The sequence below is a fragment of the Terracoccus sp. 273MFTsu3.1 genome, from assembly GCF_000383675.1.
In the GTDB taxonomy this organism is placed as follows: domain Bacteria; phylum Actinomycetota; class Actinomycetes; order Actinomycetales; family Dermatophilaceae; genus Terrabacter.
In genome coordinates this window covers 41,926-56,966 of sequence record NZ_KB911829.1, presented here as the reverse complement: position 1 = coordinate 56,966, position 15,041 = coordinate 41,926, and the positions used below count along the sequence as shown (strand labels likewise).

The window sequence follows — 15,041 nt, the reverse complement described above, 5'->3', positions numbered from 1 at the left end:
GCGGAGTGCCTCGGGGTCCTCGCGCGATTCGGGTCAGGCGGTCTGGGGGATCGTGCGGGCGCCGACGACGGGGGCGAGGGCTGCGTCCTCCGCGGTCCTGGCGTGGCGCAGACCCAGCAGGCCGAGGGCGAGCAGGACGGCAGCCCCCACGAAGGCGCCGATGGCGGCGTAGAAGGCGATGACGCCCATGGTGCCGAAGGCGTAGGCGTTGAGCAGCAGGCCCCGGAGGGTGTTGCCCATGAAGAGCGTCTGGCGCAGCTGGCCCAGCTCGGCGACCTTGGCCTGGTCGGCGTTCGGGTCCTTCGACATCGTCAGGAACTCGCCCGAGACCTCCTCGTACGTCCGGTTGTTCGACGCGGCGTTCATGTGGACGAGGATGTAGTGGTCGGCGAAGGCCTTGGCCTGGTCACCGGTCGTCATCTTCTGTCCGGCGTACTGCAGGAGCGCGTCCTTCTGGGCCTGCGTCTCGAGGGCGGCAGCGGCGGGCATCGTGATGTTCTGCTGGCTCAGCTGCTCCTGGACGTTGTTCGCGACGAAGCTGCTCGCGTACATCAGCAGTCCGCCGGCGGCCACGAGCACCGCGGCCATGACGAGGCCGGTCCACGAGATCAGCGTGTCGAGTGTCTTGCGCATCATTGGCTTCTTTCATCGGATGGGTGTCGGTTCCCCAGCACCGCCAAACTACTACCGCACGTAGTAGGCGAGTTGCCCTTTCAACCAGTGGCGACTGAGGGCTGTGTCACATCGCGTCCGGACCGCCCGCGCCCCAGCAGGCTCCCAGCCGACTCCCAGTGGGAACACCACCCCACAGCCGCTCGTTCACCCGACATGCACAACCACTTCAACGGGCTCAAGACGGCCGCCCTCTTCGGCGGCATCTGGGCCCTGCTGCTCGGGATCGGCGCGCTCGTCGGTGGCGGCCGCTTCATCTGGTTCTTCGCGCTGATCGGTGTCGCGATGACGTTCTACGGCTACTGGAACAGCGACAAGCTCGCGATCCGGGCCATGCACGCCTACCCGGTCTCCGAGGCGCAGGCGCCGGCGATGTACCGCATCGTGCGCGAGCTCTCCACGGCCGCCGGCAAGCCGATGCCGCGCCTCTACATCAGCCCCACCCAGGCGCCGAACGCCTTCGCGACCGGCCGCAACCCGTCGAACGCCGCGGTCTGCTGCACCGAGGGGATCCTCGGCCTCCTCGACGAGCGCGAGCTGCGCGGCGTGCTCGGTCACGAGCTCATGCACGTCTACAACCGCGACATCCTCACCAGCTCGGTCGCCGCCGCGGTCGCCGGCGTCATCACCTCGATCGGCCAGATGCTCATGTTCTCGAGCATCTTCGGCGGCGGTGGCTCCGACGAGGACCGCCCCAACCCGCTCGCGCTGCTCGCGATGAGCCTGCTCGCGCCGATGGCCGCGATGATGATCCAGATGGCGATCAGCCGCACCCGCGAGTACGACGCCGACGAGGACGGCGCCAAGCTGACCGGCGACCCGCTCGCTCTCGCCTCGGCGCTGCGCAAGCTCGAGTCCGGCGTCGCGCGGGCACCGCTCGCACCCTCCCAGGACATCGTCAACGCGAGCCACATGATGATCGCGAGCCCCTTCCGGGCGCAGGACGTCACCCGGTTCCTCTCGACGCACCCGCCGATGGACCAGCGCATCGCGCGCCTCGAGAGCATGGCCGGCGGTCCGCTCCACCGCTGACCGAGCACGAGGCGGCCACGACGAGGGGGGTGGCCCCGGCGACGGCGGGCCCGTCGATCTGGCAGGCTCGCCCCTATGCGCAGTCTCACCCTGGCCGAAGCCCGCGAGCGATCCTCGCTGATCACCGTCACGTCGTATGCCGTCGAGCTCGACCTCGACCAGGGGACGGAGGTCTTCGGCTCGCGCACGAGCGTCCGGTTCACGTGCGCCGAGCCCGGCGCGGGCTCGTGGATCGACCTCAAGGCCCGCTCGGTCGAGACGATCTCGCTCAACGGTGAGTCCCTCGACCCGGCCGACGTCGTCGTCGACGGCCGACTCCCGCTGGAGGGGCTGGCCGCCGACAACGAGCTCGTCGTGGCCGCGACGATGGCCTACAGCCACGACGGGCAGGGGCTGCACCGGGCCACCGACCCCGCCGACGACCTCGACTACGTCTACGGGCACCTCTTCCTCGACGCGGCTCCGAGCGCCTACGCGTGCTTCGACCAGCCCGACCTCAAGGCGCCCTACGACGTCACGGTCCACGCGCCCCTCGAGTGGACGGTCATCGGCAACGGCGCCGCCTCCAAGGCCGGCGCGGGCACGTGGACCCTCGCGACGACGAAGCCGCTCGCGACGTACTTCATGACGGTGTGCGCGGGACCCTACGTCTCCGTCCACGACGAGCACGACGGCATACCGCTGGGCCTCCACGCGCGGGCCTCGCTGCGCGAGCCGCTCGAGCGTCACGCGGCCGAGCTCTTCGACGTGACGAAGCGGTCGTTCGACTACTTCCACGGGCTCTTCGGGATCCGCTACCCGTTCGGCGAGTACCACCAGGTCTTCGTGCCGGAGTTCAACGCCGGCGCGATGGAGAACCCCGGCTGCGTGACGTTCCGAGACCAGTACCTCTACCGCGGTGCCGCGACGCGCGACGAGCTGCTCACCCGGGCCAACACCGTCAGCCACGAGATGTCGCACATGTGGTTCGGCGACATCGTGACGATGAAGTGGTGGGACGACCTCTGGCTCAACGAGTCGTTCGCGGAGTACATGTCGCACCGGTGCCTCGTCGACGCGACCGAGTACACCGACGCGTGGGTCGACTCCTCGATCGTGCGCAAGGTCTGGGGCTACGGCGCCGAGCGCTCCCCGTCGACCCACCCCGTCGCGGGCGTCGAGGCGCTCGACGCGCAGAGCGCGCTGCAGAACTTCGACGGCATCTCGTACGCCAAGGGCGCGGCCACGCTGCGCCAGCTCATCGCGTACGTCGGCGACGAGCACTTCATCGCCGGCGTCCGTGCCTACCTGACCGACAAGTCCTACGGCAACGGCACGCTCGCCGACTTCCTCGGCGCGATCGAGACGGCGAGCGGCAAGGACCTCGAGGCCTGGTCGCGCGCCTGGCTGCTGACGGCAGACCGCGACACGATCTCGGTCGACGTCGAGGAGCAGGCGGGCGTCGTCGAGTCGGCGGTCGTGCGCCGCGAGGCACCGGCCGACCGGCCGGCCGACCGCCCGCACGCCTTCGACGTCGCGGGGTGGACCGACGGGCGCGAGCTCGGTCGGGTCATGGTCACCGCCACCGGACCCGAGACCACCCTCGCCGAGCTCGAGGGGACCCCGGAGCCCTCCGTCGTCGTGCCCAACGCGTCCGACCTGACGTGGGCTCGCGTACGCCTGTCCGACGCCACGGTCGCTGCGCTGCCGTCCCAGCTCGGCCAGATCCCCGACGCGCAGGCCCGCGCCGTCGTGTGGTCCGCGCTCATCGACGGGGTGCACGGGGCGACGGTCGCTCCCGAGGCCTTCCTCGACGTCTTCGACGCCGCATGGCCGCTCGAGACGAACTCCTCGATCCTGACCCGGGTCGCGGCCTACGCCGAGCACCGGATCGTCCCGTACTTCGTGCCGCGCGAGCTGCAGGAGGCGGCCATGGCCCGTCTCAACCGGGCCGCTGTGGGGCTGCTCGAGCGGGCCACGGCCGGCACGACCGAGTCGCTCCCCGGGCCCCGCCTCGTCGCCGGCACGAGCGACGACGAGGCGCTGCTGCGCGCCTGGGCCGACGGTCAGGGGCTGCCGGCCGGACTCGAGGACGACGGCGACTTCCGCTGGATCGTCGTGCGCAACCTCTCGGCGCGCGGACTCATCGGGGTCGCAGAGGTCGAGTCGTTCCGCGCCAAGGACGACACCCTGCAGGGCGGGCTCAACGCGCTCATGTGCCGGGCCAGCCTGCCCGACGCGGACGCCAAGGCGTGGGCGTGGGAGCAGCTGACCGGCCGCCAGGGCCGCTCCAACTACGAGATGGTCCACCTGGCCCGCGGCTTCTGGGTCGCGCCCGACGACTCGCTCGTCGCCGACTACGTGCCGCGCTACTTCACCGACGTCCCGGCGATGTCGGACTGGGTCGGGGAGGACGCCCTGTCGCGGGTCGTCCTCGTCGCCTTCCCGCGCGTCTTCGACGACGAGACGGCACGTCTCAGCGCCGCGGCCATCTCGCGTGACGACCTCACCCCGGCGGTCCACCGCTCCCTCGTCGACGCCGACGCCGAGCTGCGTGAGGCCCTCGCGTCGCGGGCGACGTTCGGCGCGGCCGTCTGACCGCGGTGGGCGTCCCGACCCGCGACGAGCTCCCGGACGTCGTCCGCGACGTGTGCGGCTCCCATCTCGCCCTCCTCGACGAGCGCGTGCCGGGGTTGCTCGACGGTCTCCACCTCCACGGGTCGCTCGGTTTCGACGGGGAGTTCCACGGCGGCAGTGACATCGACTTCGTCGCGGTCGTGAGCCGCCGTCCCACCGAGGCCGACGTCGAGGTGCTCCGGGAGGTCCACGCCGAGCTCGCCCGGCTCTGGCCGGAGCCCGACTACGACGGCTTCTACGTCGTCGAGAGCGACCTGGCCGGTGCTCCGGGCGACGTGCCCGAGGGACCCGGCGTCCTGCACCAGTGGTTCGACGTCGGCACCCACTGCGACCTCAAGGAGATCACGTGGCGTGAGCTGCGGGACCACGGGATCACGGTGCGCGGCAAGGACATCCGTGACATCGCGATCGCGAGCGACGACACCGCGCTGCACGACTCCACGCGCGAGAACCTCGACACCTTCTGGCGCTCGCAGCTCGAGGCGATGGAGCACCACCCGCGGGAGGCGTCCTTGCCCCAGGCCGCCGAGTGGGGCGCCCTCGGGGCGCCGCGGCTCGTCCACCTGCTCGTGACCGGACAGCCCACGTCGAAGTCCGGGGCGGGTCGATGGGCACGCGAGGCGTACCCCCAGCACCGCGAGATCGTCGAGGAGGGCCTCCGGGTGCGGGAGCGTCCCGACGACCCGTCGACGTATGCCACCGACCCCGGTCGTCGTCGCCGTGACCTCGTGGCCCTGATGACCGAGGTGATCGCCGACGGGGTGGCGATGACGGCCCCGCCACGGCAGTGAGTCGCCCGCGGGCCACGGGGTGGGTCGTCGAGCGCGGGGACGTCACGTCGGAGGAGTCCGCCACGATCCTGCGCGACTACCTCGTCGACGTCAGCGACCGGTGGTTCCGCCTGCGCGAAGGCCGCGACTCGACGCCGGAGGAGATCGAGCAGAGCCTCGCCGAGATGCCGAGCGACGACCTCGCACCACCCACGGGCGCGTTCGTCGTGGCGCGGTCCGGGGCGCGGTCCGGGGCGCGGCTCGTCGGCTGCGCCGGCGTCCGCCTCGTCCCTGACCGACCCGACGTCGTGGAGCTGAAGCGGATGTTCGTACGACCCGAGGCGCGCGGGTCCGGCATCGCAGCGGCGCTGCTGGCCGCGGCGGAGGAGGCCGCGCGCGACCTCGGCGCGACGACGGTCCGGCTGGACACCCGTCTCGACCTCGTCGAGGCCCGCGCGCTCTACCGCCGGCAGGGCTACGTCGAGGTGCCCGCCTTCAACGAGGGCGACTACGCCGAGGTCTGGTACGCCAAGACCCTGCGTTGACCGCTCGTTCCTGGAGATCGTCCGGCACCGGGTGCCGAAGGATCTCCACGAAGAGGTGTCCCGAAGGCCGGGGTCGAGGTCAGCGGTCGTAGGCCGTCGTGTGGTGGGGCTCGTAGAGCTGGATCTCGTCGGCTCCCGGGACCGCCATCATGACGACGACGCCGAACCCCCGGTCGGTGGGCTCGGTCGTGAACACCGCTCCGCGGGCGATGAGCTCGTCCATCGTCGAGCGCAGGTCGTCGCAGATGAGCGAGATCGCATGGTGCCGTGGTGCCGACCACGTCGACCCCTCCGGTCCGCGGGTCGGGTGCACCCCGAGCTCGCTGGGCCCTGTCGCGAAGATGAGCCAGGCGTTCGTGTCGTCGGCACCCTCCGAGCCGTCGTCGGTCACGCATGGCCACTGCAGCACGTCACGGAAGAAGGCCCGCGTCGCGGCCGCGTCGTCGGAGTACACGAGATTGTGGACGGCTGTGATCATGCACGGGACGCTACGCCCGAAGAAGCTCGGGTGTCAGGTGTGCTCGTGTGGTTCGATGCGCTGGTGGTACCGAGAGGTCGTCAGGGGAAGCGGAAGCCGTCGAAGAGGGCGCCCTTCCTCGTCCGCTGTCTCTACGTCTGCATGTTCCTCCGGCTGCCGGTCGAGCGCTTCGGCTACGGTCCCGTCCTGGCGGTCGCCGGGGTCGTCGCGGCCGTGCTGGTCGCGGTCCGAGGCGCCGGTGTCCTCGTCCACGTGCAGGAGCTCCGACGGTCGGGACAGCACCTGACGTCTCGCGCGATCCTGCGGCTGGTCATGACGATGCCCCAGGTCGCGCTGAGGTCGACACCGGACGCTCCCGGCCTCGTCTACCGTTGGCGCGGTCACCTGCGCCGTGAAGGTGCCGAGATGCGGGACCTCGTGCACCACCGCGGAGGGCGGGTCGCGGTCACCGTGCTGTACAAGGACCCCGAGCGCGACCCGGTGTCCCAGGTGCCGCCCTGGTGCCCCGGGTCGTTCACGGTGGAGGTCGAGGGCGCGGTCCTCACCCCGAACCGAAGCCACCCGCCCCTGCTCGGCGACCCGACCACCTTCTGGTCGACGCTCGTCGCCGACGCCGCCGCGGGACACCTCGTGGTGCTGCGCGGGGCGGGCGACGTGTGTGTCGTGGCCCGGGTCGGGTTCCCGCGCGGCGCGACGTTCGCGATCGTCATGGCCGACTCGGACTGGGACCTAGTCCGGGCGGCTCACCCCGCTCGCCGGGTGGCGGCCCGCGGTGTCACCAGGGGCTGGGCTCGTAGTCCTTGACGAAGCAGCCGTAGAGGTCCTCGCCGGCCTCGCCGCGCACTATCGGGTCGTAGACGCGGGCGGCGCCGTCGACGAGGTCGAGCGGGGCGTGCCAGCCCTCCGCGGCGATGCGCAGCTTCTCGTCGTGCGGGCGCTCGTCGGTGATCCAGCCGGTGTCGACGGCCGTCATGAGGATGCGGTCGGTCTCGAACATCTCGCCCGCGCTCGTGCGGGTCATCATGTTGAGGGCGGCCTTGGCCATGTTCGTGTGGGGGTGCCCGGGCCCCTTGTAGCGGCGCGAGAACTGCCCCTCCATGGCCGAGACGTTGACGACGTACGCCCGTCGCGCACCACCCGCGACTGCGGCCCGCATCGCCGGACGCAGACGCGAGACGAGGATGAACGGCGCCGTCGAGTTGCACAGCTGCACCTCGAGCAGCTCGAGGGGGTCGACCTCCTCGACCTTCTGCGTCCACGAGTTGGTGCGCTGCAGGTCGGGCAGCAGGCCGCCGGCGTCGACGGCCGTGCCGGCCCGGTGGGCCTCGAGGCTCGCGTGCCCGGCGGTCAGCGCCAGGGCGGTCATCGACGCGGCTGTCTGGGCCGCGATCGCGTGCTCGACCGACTCGCCGTCGTGGTGCGCGATGGCATGGGTGCCGAGGGCCCCGGCGATCGAGGCCGGGTGCGCCTCGCTGATCCGGTCGAAGGTCACCATCTCGGGCAGGGCGACGCCGTCGGGCAGCGGAGCCGACTCGAGCTCGACGAGGTTGCTGTAGGCGCCGGGGGAGCGGCGCACCGTCTGGGCTGCGTTGTTGATGAGGATGTCGAGCGGCCCGGCCGCGCTGACCTCGTCGGTCAGGGCGACGACCTGGGTGGGGTCGCGCAGGTCGATGCCGACGATCTTGAGCCGGTGGATCCAGTCCGCCGAGTCCTCCATGGCGGAGAAGCGGCGCATCGCGTCCTTGGGGAAGCGCGTCGTGATCGTCGTGTGGGCGCCGTCGCGCAGCAGGCGCAGGGCGATGTACATCCCGATCTTCGCGCGGCCCCCGGTGAGCAGGGCCCGCTTCCCCGTGAGGTCGGTGCGCTGGTCACGCTTCGCGTGCGAGCGAGCCGCGCAGTCCGGGCAGAGCCAGTGGTAGAACGCGTCGACGAGCGTGTAGTCGGTCTTGCAGATGTAGCACCCGCGCGGGTTGATGAGCTCACCGGCGAAGGCGCCCGTTGCGTTGGACACCAAGGGGATTCCCTTGGTCTCGTCGTCGATCCGCATCGGCGATCCGGTGGCCGTCGACTCGATGACCTGCCGGTCGGCCTTGCGCTCGGCCCACGTCTTCGCGTTGCGCCGGTCCTTCTTGAGCCGCTTGTACATCAGCGACGCGGCCCGCTTCAGCGTCTCGAAGTCCGGGTCGTCGATCTCGAGCGAGGGCGCCAGGGCCAGCACACGCACCGCGGTCGCGACGTCCTCGGGGTCGAGGTGCACGACGGCAGCGGGGTCCAGCTCGATCTCGGTCTCACTCACCGCGCAAGGGTACGCGGGCGACTCGCTCCGCCCCCAATCCGCGGTCCCGGCCCGGAGATGAGGTATGCCGCCGGGCCGGCGACCGTCCGAGCCACCACGAGCGTGGTGGCGGGGACAGGCGCGAGCCCGACGGCATACGAGACCGGGGAGGTTGGCCTCGCCCGGGTCACGTCCAGCGTGTCGTCACCCTGTCCGTGACCCGGTGCGAAGTGGAGGGGTCAGTTCGAGCTGGCCGGCTTGACCGCAAGGGTCACGGGGACGTCCTGGCGGGCGCCGTCCCGGATCACCGTGAGCGTGGTCTTGTCGCCGGCCGTCATCTCACGGATCTGGGCGACGAGGGCCGTCGCGGAGTCGATGCGCTGTCCGTCGACGGCGATGATGACGTCGCCGTTCTTGATGCCGGCGTTCGCGGCGGGCGTCCCGCCGTTGACCGCGACGACCTGGGCCCCGGCCCGCTTGGCGCTGCCGTCGGAGACCACCGTGTCGCGGGTGCTGACTCCGAGGAAGGCGTGCTCGGCCTTGCCGCTCTTGATGAGCTGGTCGGCGATCGACTTGGCCTCCTTGACGGGGATCGCGAAGCCGATGCCGATGTTGCCGCTCTGGCTGCCGCTCGAGCTCTGGCCCAGCGACGCGATGGAGCTGTTGATGCCGATGAGCTCGCCCTTGGCGTTGACGAGCGCGCCACCGGAGTTGCCGGGGTTGATCGCGGCCGACGTCTGGATGGCGTTCGTCACGACCTCGTCGCCGGACGTCTGCTGCTGACCGAGGGGCGACTCGCTCGCCGTCCCGGTGCTGACCGGACGGTTGAGCGCCGACACGATGCCCGTGGTGACGGTGCCCGACAGGCCGAGCGGGTTGCCGACGGCCATGGCCGGGTCGCCGACCTTGAGGGACTCGGAGTCCCCGAGGGTGATCGGGGTCAGGTCGCTCGGTCCGTTGGTCAGCTTGATGACGGCAAGGTCGGTCGAGGGGTCCGTGCCGACGATGGTCGCGGCGTAGGTACGGCCGTCGTTCAGCGTCACGGTGATGGCGCCGTTGCCGGTCGCGTCACCGACGACGTGGTTGTTGGTGAGGATGTGTCCGCTCTTGTCGAAGACGACGCCGGAGCCGGCGCCCGACCCCTGCTGGGTCGTGACGTCGATGCTGACGACGCTCGGCGTCACGGCGGCGGAGACGGCGGTCCAGTCGGGCGCCGTGGCGTTGCCCTGCACGACAGTCGGCGAGGAGCCCTGGTTCTGGTTCGTCGTCGACGTGGTGGACGTCGGCGACGCGGCGGTGCCCTGGTCGCCGAGCTGCGTGGCGGCATACGTGCCACCGCTCGCGAGGACGGCTGCGAGCAGCGCGACGCCGATGGTCTGGCCGATTCGGCTCTCGCGCTTGGGCGCCGGACGGCTGCCCTCACCCAGGGGCGGCGTCGGCGGGGCCGGCGGCGCGGGTGGTGCGGACTGGCTGTAGTAGCTGCCCTGCGGGATCTGCTGGGTGTGGTCCTCAGGTGCCAGGGTCATGGCTCCTCCTCGCTCTGGTCTGTTGTCTCCATGACATCGACCCAGCTTTGGACGACGTTGTGGTGTTCCTAGGAATCCGCTGTGCCTTGGGACGGGCGATGGTGACGTGGCTCACTCGTGGTCCGGGTGATCGGCAGCTCGACGACGACGGTGGCCCCACCGCCGGGCGTCTCGTCGACACGGACGGTGCCGTCGTGGGCCTCGATGATCGCGTGGACGATGGCCAGCCCGAGCCCGTTGCCGCCCCCCTGGCCACGGCTGCGGCTGCGGTCGGCCCGGTAGAAGCGCTCGAAGACCTCGTCCCGGGCGTCGGCGGGGATGCCGGGTCCGTGGTCGCGCACGTGGAGTGCGACGTGCCGGGCGTCGACCCGTCCGACGAGGATCTCGATCGGGGTGCCGTCGGGCGTGTGCACGCGCGCGTTGGTCACGAGGTTGGTCACGACCTGGCGCAGCTGTTGCTCGTCGGCGCGCAGCTCGGTCGGCTCGATCGGTCCACTGATGCCGGTCGCGACGATGTGGCGGCCCGGCGCGATGGTGCGCGCGTCCTGGGCCGCATCCGCCGCGAGGACGGCGAGGTCGACGGTCTGCAGCTCGAGCGGGCGCTCGCCGTCGAGGCGGGCGAGGGTCAGCAGGTCCTCGACGAGACCGCTCATCCGGTGCGCCTCGGACTCGATGCGCCCCATGGCTCCGGTCACGGCGTCGGCCGTCGGCAGCGCGCCCTGGCGGTAGAGCTCGGCGTAGCCGCCGACCGCGGCGAGCGGGGTGCGCAGCTCGTGGGACGCGTCGGCGATGAAGCGGCGCATCTTCTCCTCGTTGGCCTCACGCGCGGCGAAGCTCTGCTCGATCCGGGCGAGCATCGCGTTGAGCGACCGGGAGAGCGAGGCCACCTCGTCGTCGGTGTCGGGCACGTCGACGCGCTGGGTCAGGTCGCCCACGGCGATCTGGGCCGCGGTGTCCTCGATGCGGGTCAGCGGCCGGAAGGTGCGCCCGATGAGGTACCAGCCGAGCAGCGCCGTCAGGAGCAGGGCGATGCCGCCGATGGCGGCGGCATACAGGAGGAACTGACTGACGGTGGCCTCGAGCGGCCGCAGGGGCAACGCGACCTCGACGATCCCGCTGCCCTCGTCGTTGAGCTTGGCGAGAGCCAGCCACTGGCCCTCCCCGGTGGCGGAGCCGACCTGGAACGTCGACGGCTCGAGCAGGTTCGTGTCGGTGAGCTTCGGCGTGGGCAGGGCAGGGGTCGTGGGCTCCAGCAGTGCGGCGTCGCGGAGGTTCGTGATCTCGCCGGTCGACAGGTCGAGCACCTTCGCGGTGAAGTTCGACGGCAGCTGCGAGCTCGTGGCCTGCAGCTCGGAGAGCTCGACCGAGGCCAGGCTCGCCGCGTAGACCTCGAGCTCCTGCTCCGTCTGGCTGACGAGGTAGCCGCGCAGCAGGGCGCTGACCGCGAGCGAGGTGACGGCGAGGGCTGCTGCGACGAGACCGAGGGTGACGGCGAGGAGGCGCCAGCGCAAGGGCAGGGCCCGCAGGCGGCGGGTCAGCGAGCGTCCACGCACCGCGGCGGGCGGGACGCTCGCGTCGTCAGCGGTGGCGCGCAGGTCGGCCGCCGGGGCGGTCAGGTCGGCCATCCGGTCAGGGGGCGGTCAGCTCTGGGGGCACCCGGAGAACGTAACCCACGCCGCGCTTGGTGTGGATGAGCGAGGGGCCGTCGGCGTCGATCTTGCGCCGGAGGTAGGAGATGTAGGACTCGACGATGCCGGACTCGCCGCGGAAGTCGTAGTCCCAGACGTGGTCGAGGATCTGCAGCTTCGAGAGCACGCGGTTGGGGTTGAGCAGCAGGTAGCGCAGCAGCTTGAACTCGGTCGGGGACAGGTCGATGATCCGCCCGCCGCGGCGCACCTCGTGGGAGTCCTCGTTGAGCTCGAGGTCGTGGAAGCGGAGCGTCGCGCCGTCGTCGGCCTGTCCGCGGGTGCGGCGCAGGACCGCCCGGATGCGGGCGATGACCTCCTCGAGGCTGAACGGCTTGGTGACGTAGTCGTCGCCACCCACGGTGAGGCCCTGGATCTTGTCGCCCGTCGCGTCACGAGCGGTGACGAAGACGATCGGCTGCTGGCGGCCGCGGTCGCGCAGGCGACGGGTCACCTCGAAGCCGTCGACGTCGGGGAGCATGACGTCGAGCACGACGAGGTCGGGCTCGGACTCGGCGGCCATGGCGAGGGCGGTCGTGCCGTCACCGGCCGTCTCGACCTCGAAGCCGGCGAAGCGGAGTGAGGTTGCGAGGAGCTCGCGGATGTTCGGCTCGTCCTCGACGACGAGCAGGCGAGCCTCGGGTGCCGCAGCTGTCTGGGTGTCCACCGTCCCAGTGTCAGGGTGTTCGCTGGGAGTTCGCTGGGAACCCTCGGTCTCTCAAGTGGCGAAAACGGACAAATCGGGCAGGGTGGAGACGTTCGAAGGATCACGGGGGGCCGACACTCAAGGAGATGATCATGGTGAAGACCAGGAACATGGTGCGGACCACGGCAGCCGCGGTCGCCCTCGTCGCCGCGTGCGGGCTCGGTGCGGGTGCGTATGCCGCCCCTGTCGCGGGGGCCCCCGCTCCAGCCGTCGTGCGCGCGGGCGCGGATGGACCGAGTCTGGGAACGGTGACGCTGTCGGAGCTCAAGGCTCGCGTCATCGAGGCCATCGACCGGCAGGCGACGCTCGTGACCAAGCTGTCGCAGCGCGTGGCGGCGAGCGAGCGGCTCACGGCCGAGGCCAAGGCGCGGATCGCCGAGCGGCTGGCGGCTCGGCAGGCGGCACTCGCGAAGCTGCGCGAGGCGGTGCAGGCCCAGACCACGAAGGAGGGTGTCGTCGCGGCGGTGCGTTCGGCACGCAAGGACGGCGCCCTGGTGCGTGGTGGGGCGAAGCCCGGGTCCGACGACGCTGCCGATCACGAGGGGGCGGAGGACTCGGACCAGGCGGGCGACGACGACGCTGCCGACCACGAGGATGCGGACTACGAGGACGGCGACCACCAGGGTGGCGACCACGAGGACGGCGACCACCAGGGTGGCGACCACGAGGACGGCGACCACGAGAGTGGGTCGCGCGACGGGCGCGGCTGACCCCGACCCGTGCAGCATCGGGGCTCACCCTCTCGGGTGGGCCCCGGTTCGCGTGGTCAGCGCTTGCGGGCCTTGGCGAGGGCCTTCTTGAAGTCCTTGCCGCACATCGAGGCGCAGTCCTGCGCGCACAGTCGCTTGATCACCACGGGGCACCTCGTGCACCGCGGGCTGTCCTTGCAGCACTTGGACTTCGGCTTGAGCTTCGCCACGTCCTTGGCCTTGAGCTTGCCCACGACGTCGATGCTAAATAGGCAAGCCTTGCCTGACCTAATTGAGTCGCAGGGTGAGACGGTCCCGATGCTCAGAGGTCGTCGGCGTCGACGATGCGGTACGCGTACCCCTGCTCGGCGAGGAAGCGCTGGCGGTGCGCGGCGAAGTCGGCGTCGACGGTGTCGCGGCTGACGATCGTGTAGAAGTGCGCGGTGCGGCCGTCGCCCTTGGGGCGCAGGACGCGTCCGAGGCGCTGGGCCTCCTCCTGGCGGGAGCCGAAGGTGCCGCTGATCTGGATCGCGACGCTCGCCTCGGGCAGGTCGATGGAGAAGTTCGCCACCTTGCTGACGACGAGCGTCGTGATCTCGCCGGTGCGGAAGGCGTCGTAGAGGCGCTGGCGCTCCTTGACGGTCGTCTCGCCGGTGATGACCTCGGCGCCGAGCCGCTCGGCCACCTCGTGGAGCTGGTCGAGGTACTGCCCGATGACGAGGGTCGGTTCGCCGGCATGCTGCTTGGCCAGCGTCTCGACGACGGGCAGCTTGGCGTCGGAGCACGACGCGAGGCGGTAGCGGTCCTCCGGCTCGCTCACGGCATACGCGAGGCGTTGGCCCTCGGGGAGCGTGACCCGCACCTCGACGCAGTCGGCGGGAGCGATGTAGCCCTGGGCCTCGATGTCCTTCCACGGCGCGTCGAACCGCTTCGGGCCGATGAGGCTGAAGACGTCGGCCTCGCGGCCGTCCTCGCGCACGAGGGTCGCGGTGAGGCCGAGGCGGCGCCGAGCCTGGAGGTCGGCGGTCATCCGGAAGATCGGTGCCGGCAGCAGGTGCACCTCGTCGTAGACGATGAGACCCCAGTCGCGGGCGTCGAGCAGGTCGAGGTGCGCGTAGGCGCCCTTCCGCTTCGTCGTCAGCACCTGGTAGGTCGCGATCGTGACGGGCCGGATCTCCTTGCGGGCACCGGAGTACTCGCCGATCTCGTCCTCGGTCAGCGTCGTGCGCCTGATCAGCTCGTCCTTCCACTGCCGCGCGCTCACCGTGTTGGTGACGAGGATGAGGGTCGTCGCCTTGGCGGCGGCCATCGCCCCGGCGCCGACGAGCGTCTTGCCCGCCCCGCAGGGGAGGACGACGACGCCGGACCCGCCGTGCCAGAAGCCGTCGACGGCGTGCTGCTGGTAGGGGCGCAGGTGCCAGTCGGCCTGGTCGAGGTCGATCGGGTGGGCCTCACCGTCGACGTAGCCGGCAAGGTCCTCGGCGGGCCAGCCGACCTTGAGCAGCTCCTGCTTGAGGGTGCCGCGCTCGCTCGGGTGCACGACGACGGCCAGGTCGTCGAGACGCTCGCCGGTCAGCGGCTTGATCTTCTTGTGCCGCAGGACCTCCTCGAGCACCGGGCGGTCCGTCGTGCGCAGCACGAGCCGGGTGCCCTCGGGGCTGTCGGCGAGGCCCTCCTTGGTCAGGGTGAGCCGGCCGTAGCGGTCCATCGTGTCGGCCACGTCGACGAGCAGCGCGTTGGGGACGGCATACCGGCTGTGGGTGATGAGGGCGTCGACGACCTGCTCGGCGTCGTGGCCGGCCGCCCGGGCGTTCCACAGGCCGAGCGGGGTGATGCGGTAGGTGTGCACGTGCTCGGGAGCACGCTCGAGCTCGGCGAACGGAGCGATGGCCCGGCGTGCGGCCTCGGCGTTCGGGTGGTCGACCTCGAGGAGGAGGGTCTTGTCGCTCTGGACGATCAGGGGTCCGTCATTCATCGTGTGGGGACAACTCCGAGCGTGGGTCGAGGTATTCCGTCGGGGCCCTCGCCGGCCGATACCTCGGCCCGG

At 71.1% G+C, this 15,041-nt stretch carries 14 protein-coding genes; 6 read left to right on the top strand and 8 right to left on the bottom strand.

Translation table 11 applies throughout. The features are described from left to right. Positions 1-33: 33 nt before the first annotated feature. A complete protein-coding gene (locus H283_RS0121845; protein ID WP_156023382.1) occupies positions 34-633 on the bottom strand; it encodes a hypothetical protein in 600 nt (199 codons plus the stop codon). Between the two features lie 195 nt (positions 634-828). On the opposite strand from H283_RS0121845, the gene htpX reads away from it, so the two are divergent. The 4 genes from htpX to H283_RS0121825 all read left to right on the top strand — a co-directional run bounded on the left by htpX (position 829) and on the right by H283_RS0121825 (position 5,635). Beyond that, on the top strand, positions 829-1,704 hold the full coding sequence (gene htpX, locus H283_RS0121840) for a zinc metalloprotease HtpX (protein ID WP_020145660.1): 876 nt from the start codon (positions 829-831) through the stop codon (positions 1,702-1,704). 75 nt (positions 1,705-1,779) lie between these two features. Then, a complete protein-coding gene (gene pepN, locus H283_RS0121835) occupies positions 1,780-4,281 on the top strand; it encodes an aminopeptidase N (RefSeq protein WP_020145659.1) in 2,502 nt (833 codons plus the stop codon). Positions 4,282-4,286: 5 nt separating this feature from the next. Beyond that, positions 4,287-5,111, top strand: a complete 825-nt coding sequence (locus H283_RS0121830) for a hypothetical protein (RefSeq protein WP_020145658.1) — start codon at positions 4,287-4,289, stop codon at positions 5,109-5,111. After that, positions 5,108-5,635, top strand: a complete 528-nt coding sequence (locus H283_RS0121825) for a GNAT family N-acetyltransferase (protein WP_020145657.1) — start codon at positions 5,108-5,110, stop codon at positions 5,633-5,635. The genes H283_RS0121830 and H283_RS0121825 overlap by 4 nt, the downstream gene beginning before the upstream one ends. 79 nt (positions 5,636-5,714) lie before the next feature. Here H283_RS0121825 and H283_RS0121820 read toward each other — a convergent pair whose 3' ends face one another. After that, positions 5,715-6,113: a VOC family protein gene (locus H283_RS0121820; protein ID WP_028785820.1), complete on the bottom strand. Its 399-nt coding sequence runs from the start codon at positions 6,111-6,113 to the stop codon at positions 5,715-5,717. 30 nt (positions 6,114-6,143) lie between these two features. Between H283_RS0121820 and H283_RS27975 the strand changes: the two genes are divergently transcribed. Next, entirely contained in the window at positions 6,144-6,917 is a 774-nt protein-coding gene (locus H283_RS27975) for a hypothetical protein (protein ID WP_156023381.1), read from the top strand. Here H283_RS27975 and H283_RS0121810 read toward each other — a convergent pair. From H283_RS0121810 to H283_RS0121795, 4 genes are all read right to left on the bottom strand, one after another. Further along, positions 6,889-8,409 carry an SDR family NAD(P)-dependent oxidoreductase gene (locus H283_RS0121810; protein WP_020145654.1) on the bottom strand — a complete coding sequence of 507 codons (1,521 nt, stop codon included), beginning with the start codon at positions 8,407-8,409 and terminating at the stop codon, positions 6,889-6,891. The genes H283_RS27975 and H283_RS0121810 overlap by 29 nt on opposite strands. A 218-nt stretch (positions 8,410-8,627) precedes the next feature. Beyond that, on the bottom strand, positions 8,628-9,914 hold the full coding sequence (locus tag H283_RS0121805; protein ID WP_020145653.1) for a S1C family serine protease: 1,287 nt from the start codon (positions 9,912-9,914) through the stop codon (positions 8,628-8,630). A 68-nt stretch (positions 9,915-9,982) separates the two neighbouring features. Beyond that, positions 9,983-11,539: a cell wall metabolism sensor histidine kinase WalK gene (locus tag H283_RS0121800; protein ID WP_020145652.1), complete on the bottom strand. Its 1,557-nt coding sequence runs from the start codon at positions 11,537-11,539 to the stop codon at positions 9,983-9,985. Positions 11,540-11,543: 4 nt separating this feature from the next. Continuing rightward, positions 11,544-12,266 carry a response regulator transcription factor gene (locus tag H283_RS0121795; protein ID WP_020145651.1) on the bottom strand — a complete coding sequence of 241 codons (723 nt, stop codon included), beginning with the start codon at positions 12,264-12,266 and terminating at the stop codon, positions 11,544-11,546. A gap of 131 nt (positions 12,267-12,397) precedes the next feature. Between H283_RS0121795 and H283_RS26995 the strand changes: the two genes are divergently transcribed. After that, the gene (locus H283_RS26995; RefSeq protein WP_156023380.1) at positions 12,398-13,015 is read left to right on the top strand and encodes a hypothetical protein; all 618 of its coding nucleotides are present in this window, start codon (positions 12,398-12,400) and stop codon (positions 13,013-13,015) included. 56 nt (positions 13,016-13,071) lie between these two features. Here H283_RS26995 and H283_RS28280 read toward each other — a convergent pair whose 3' ends face one another. Beyond that, positions 13,072-13,248, bottom strand: a complete 177-nt coding sequence (locus H283_RS28280) for a hypothetical protein (protein WP_020145649.1) — start codon at positions 13,246-13,248, stop codon at positions 13,072-13,074. 68 nt (positions 13,249-13,316) lie between these two features. After that, on the bottom strand, positions 13,317-14,969 hold the full coding sequence (locus H283_RS0121780) for a DNA repair helicase XPB (protein ID WP_020145648.1): 1,653 nt from the start codon (positions 14,967-14,969) through the stop codon (positions 13,317-13,319). Positions 14,970-15,041 lie beyond the last annotated feature (72 nt).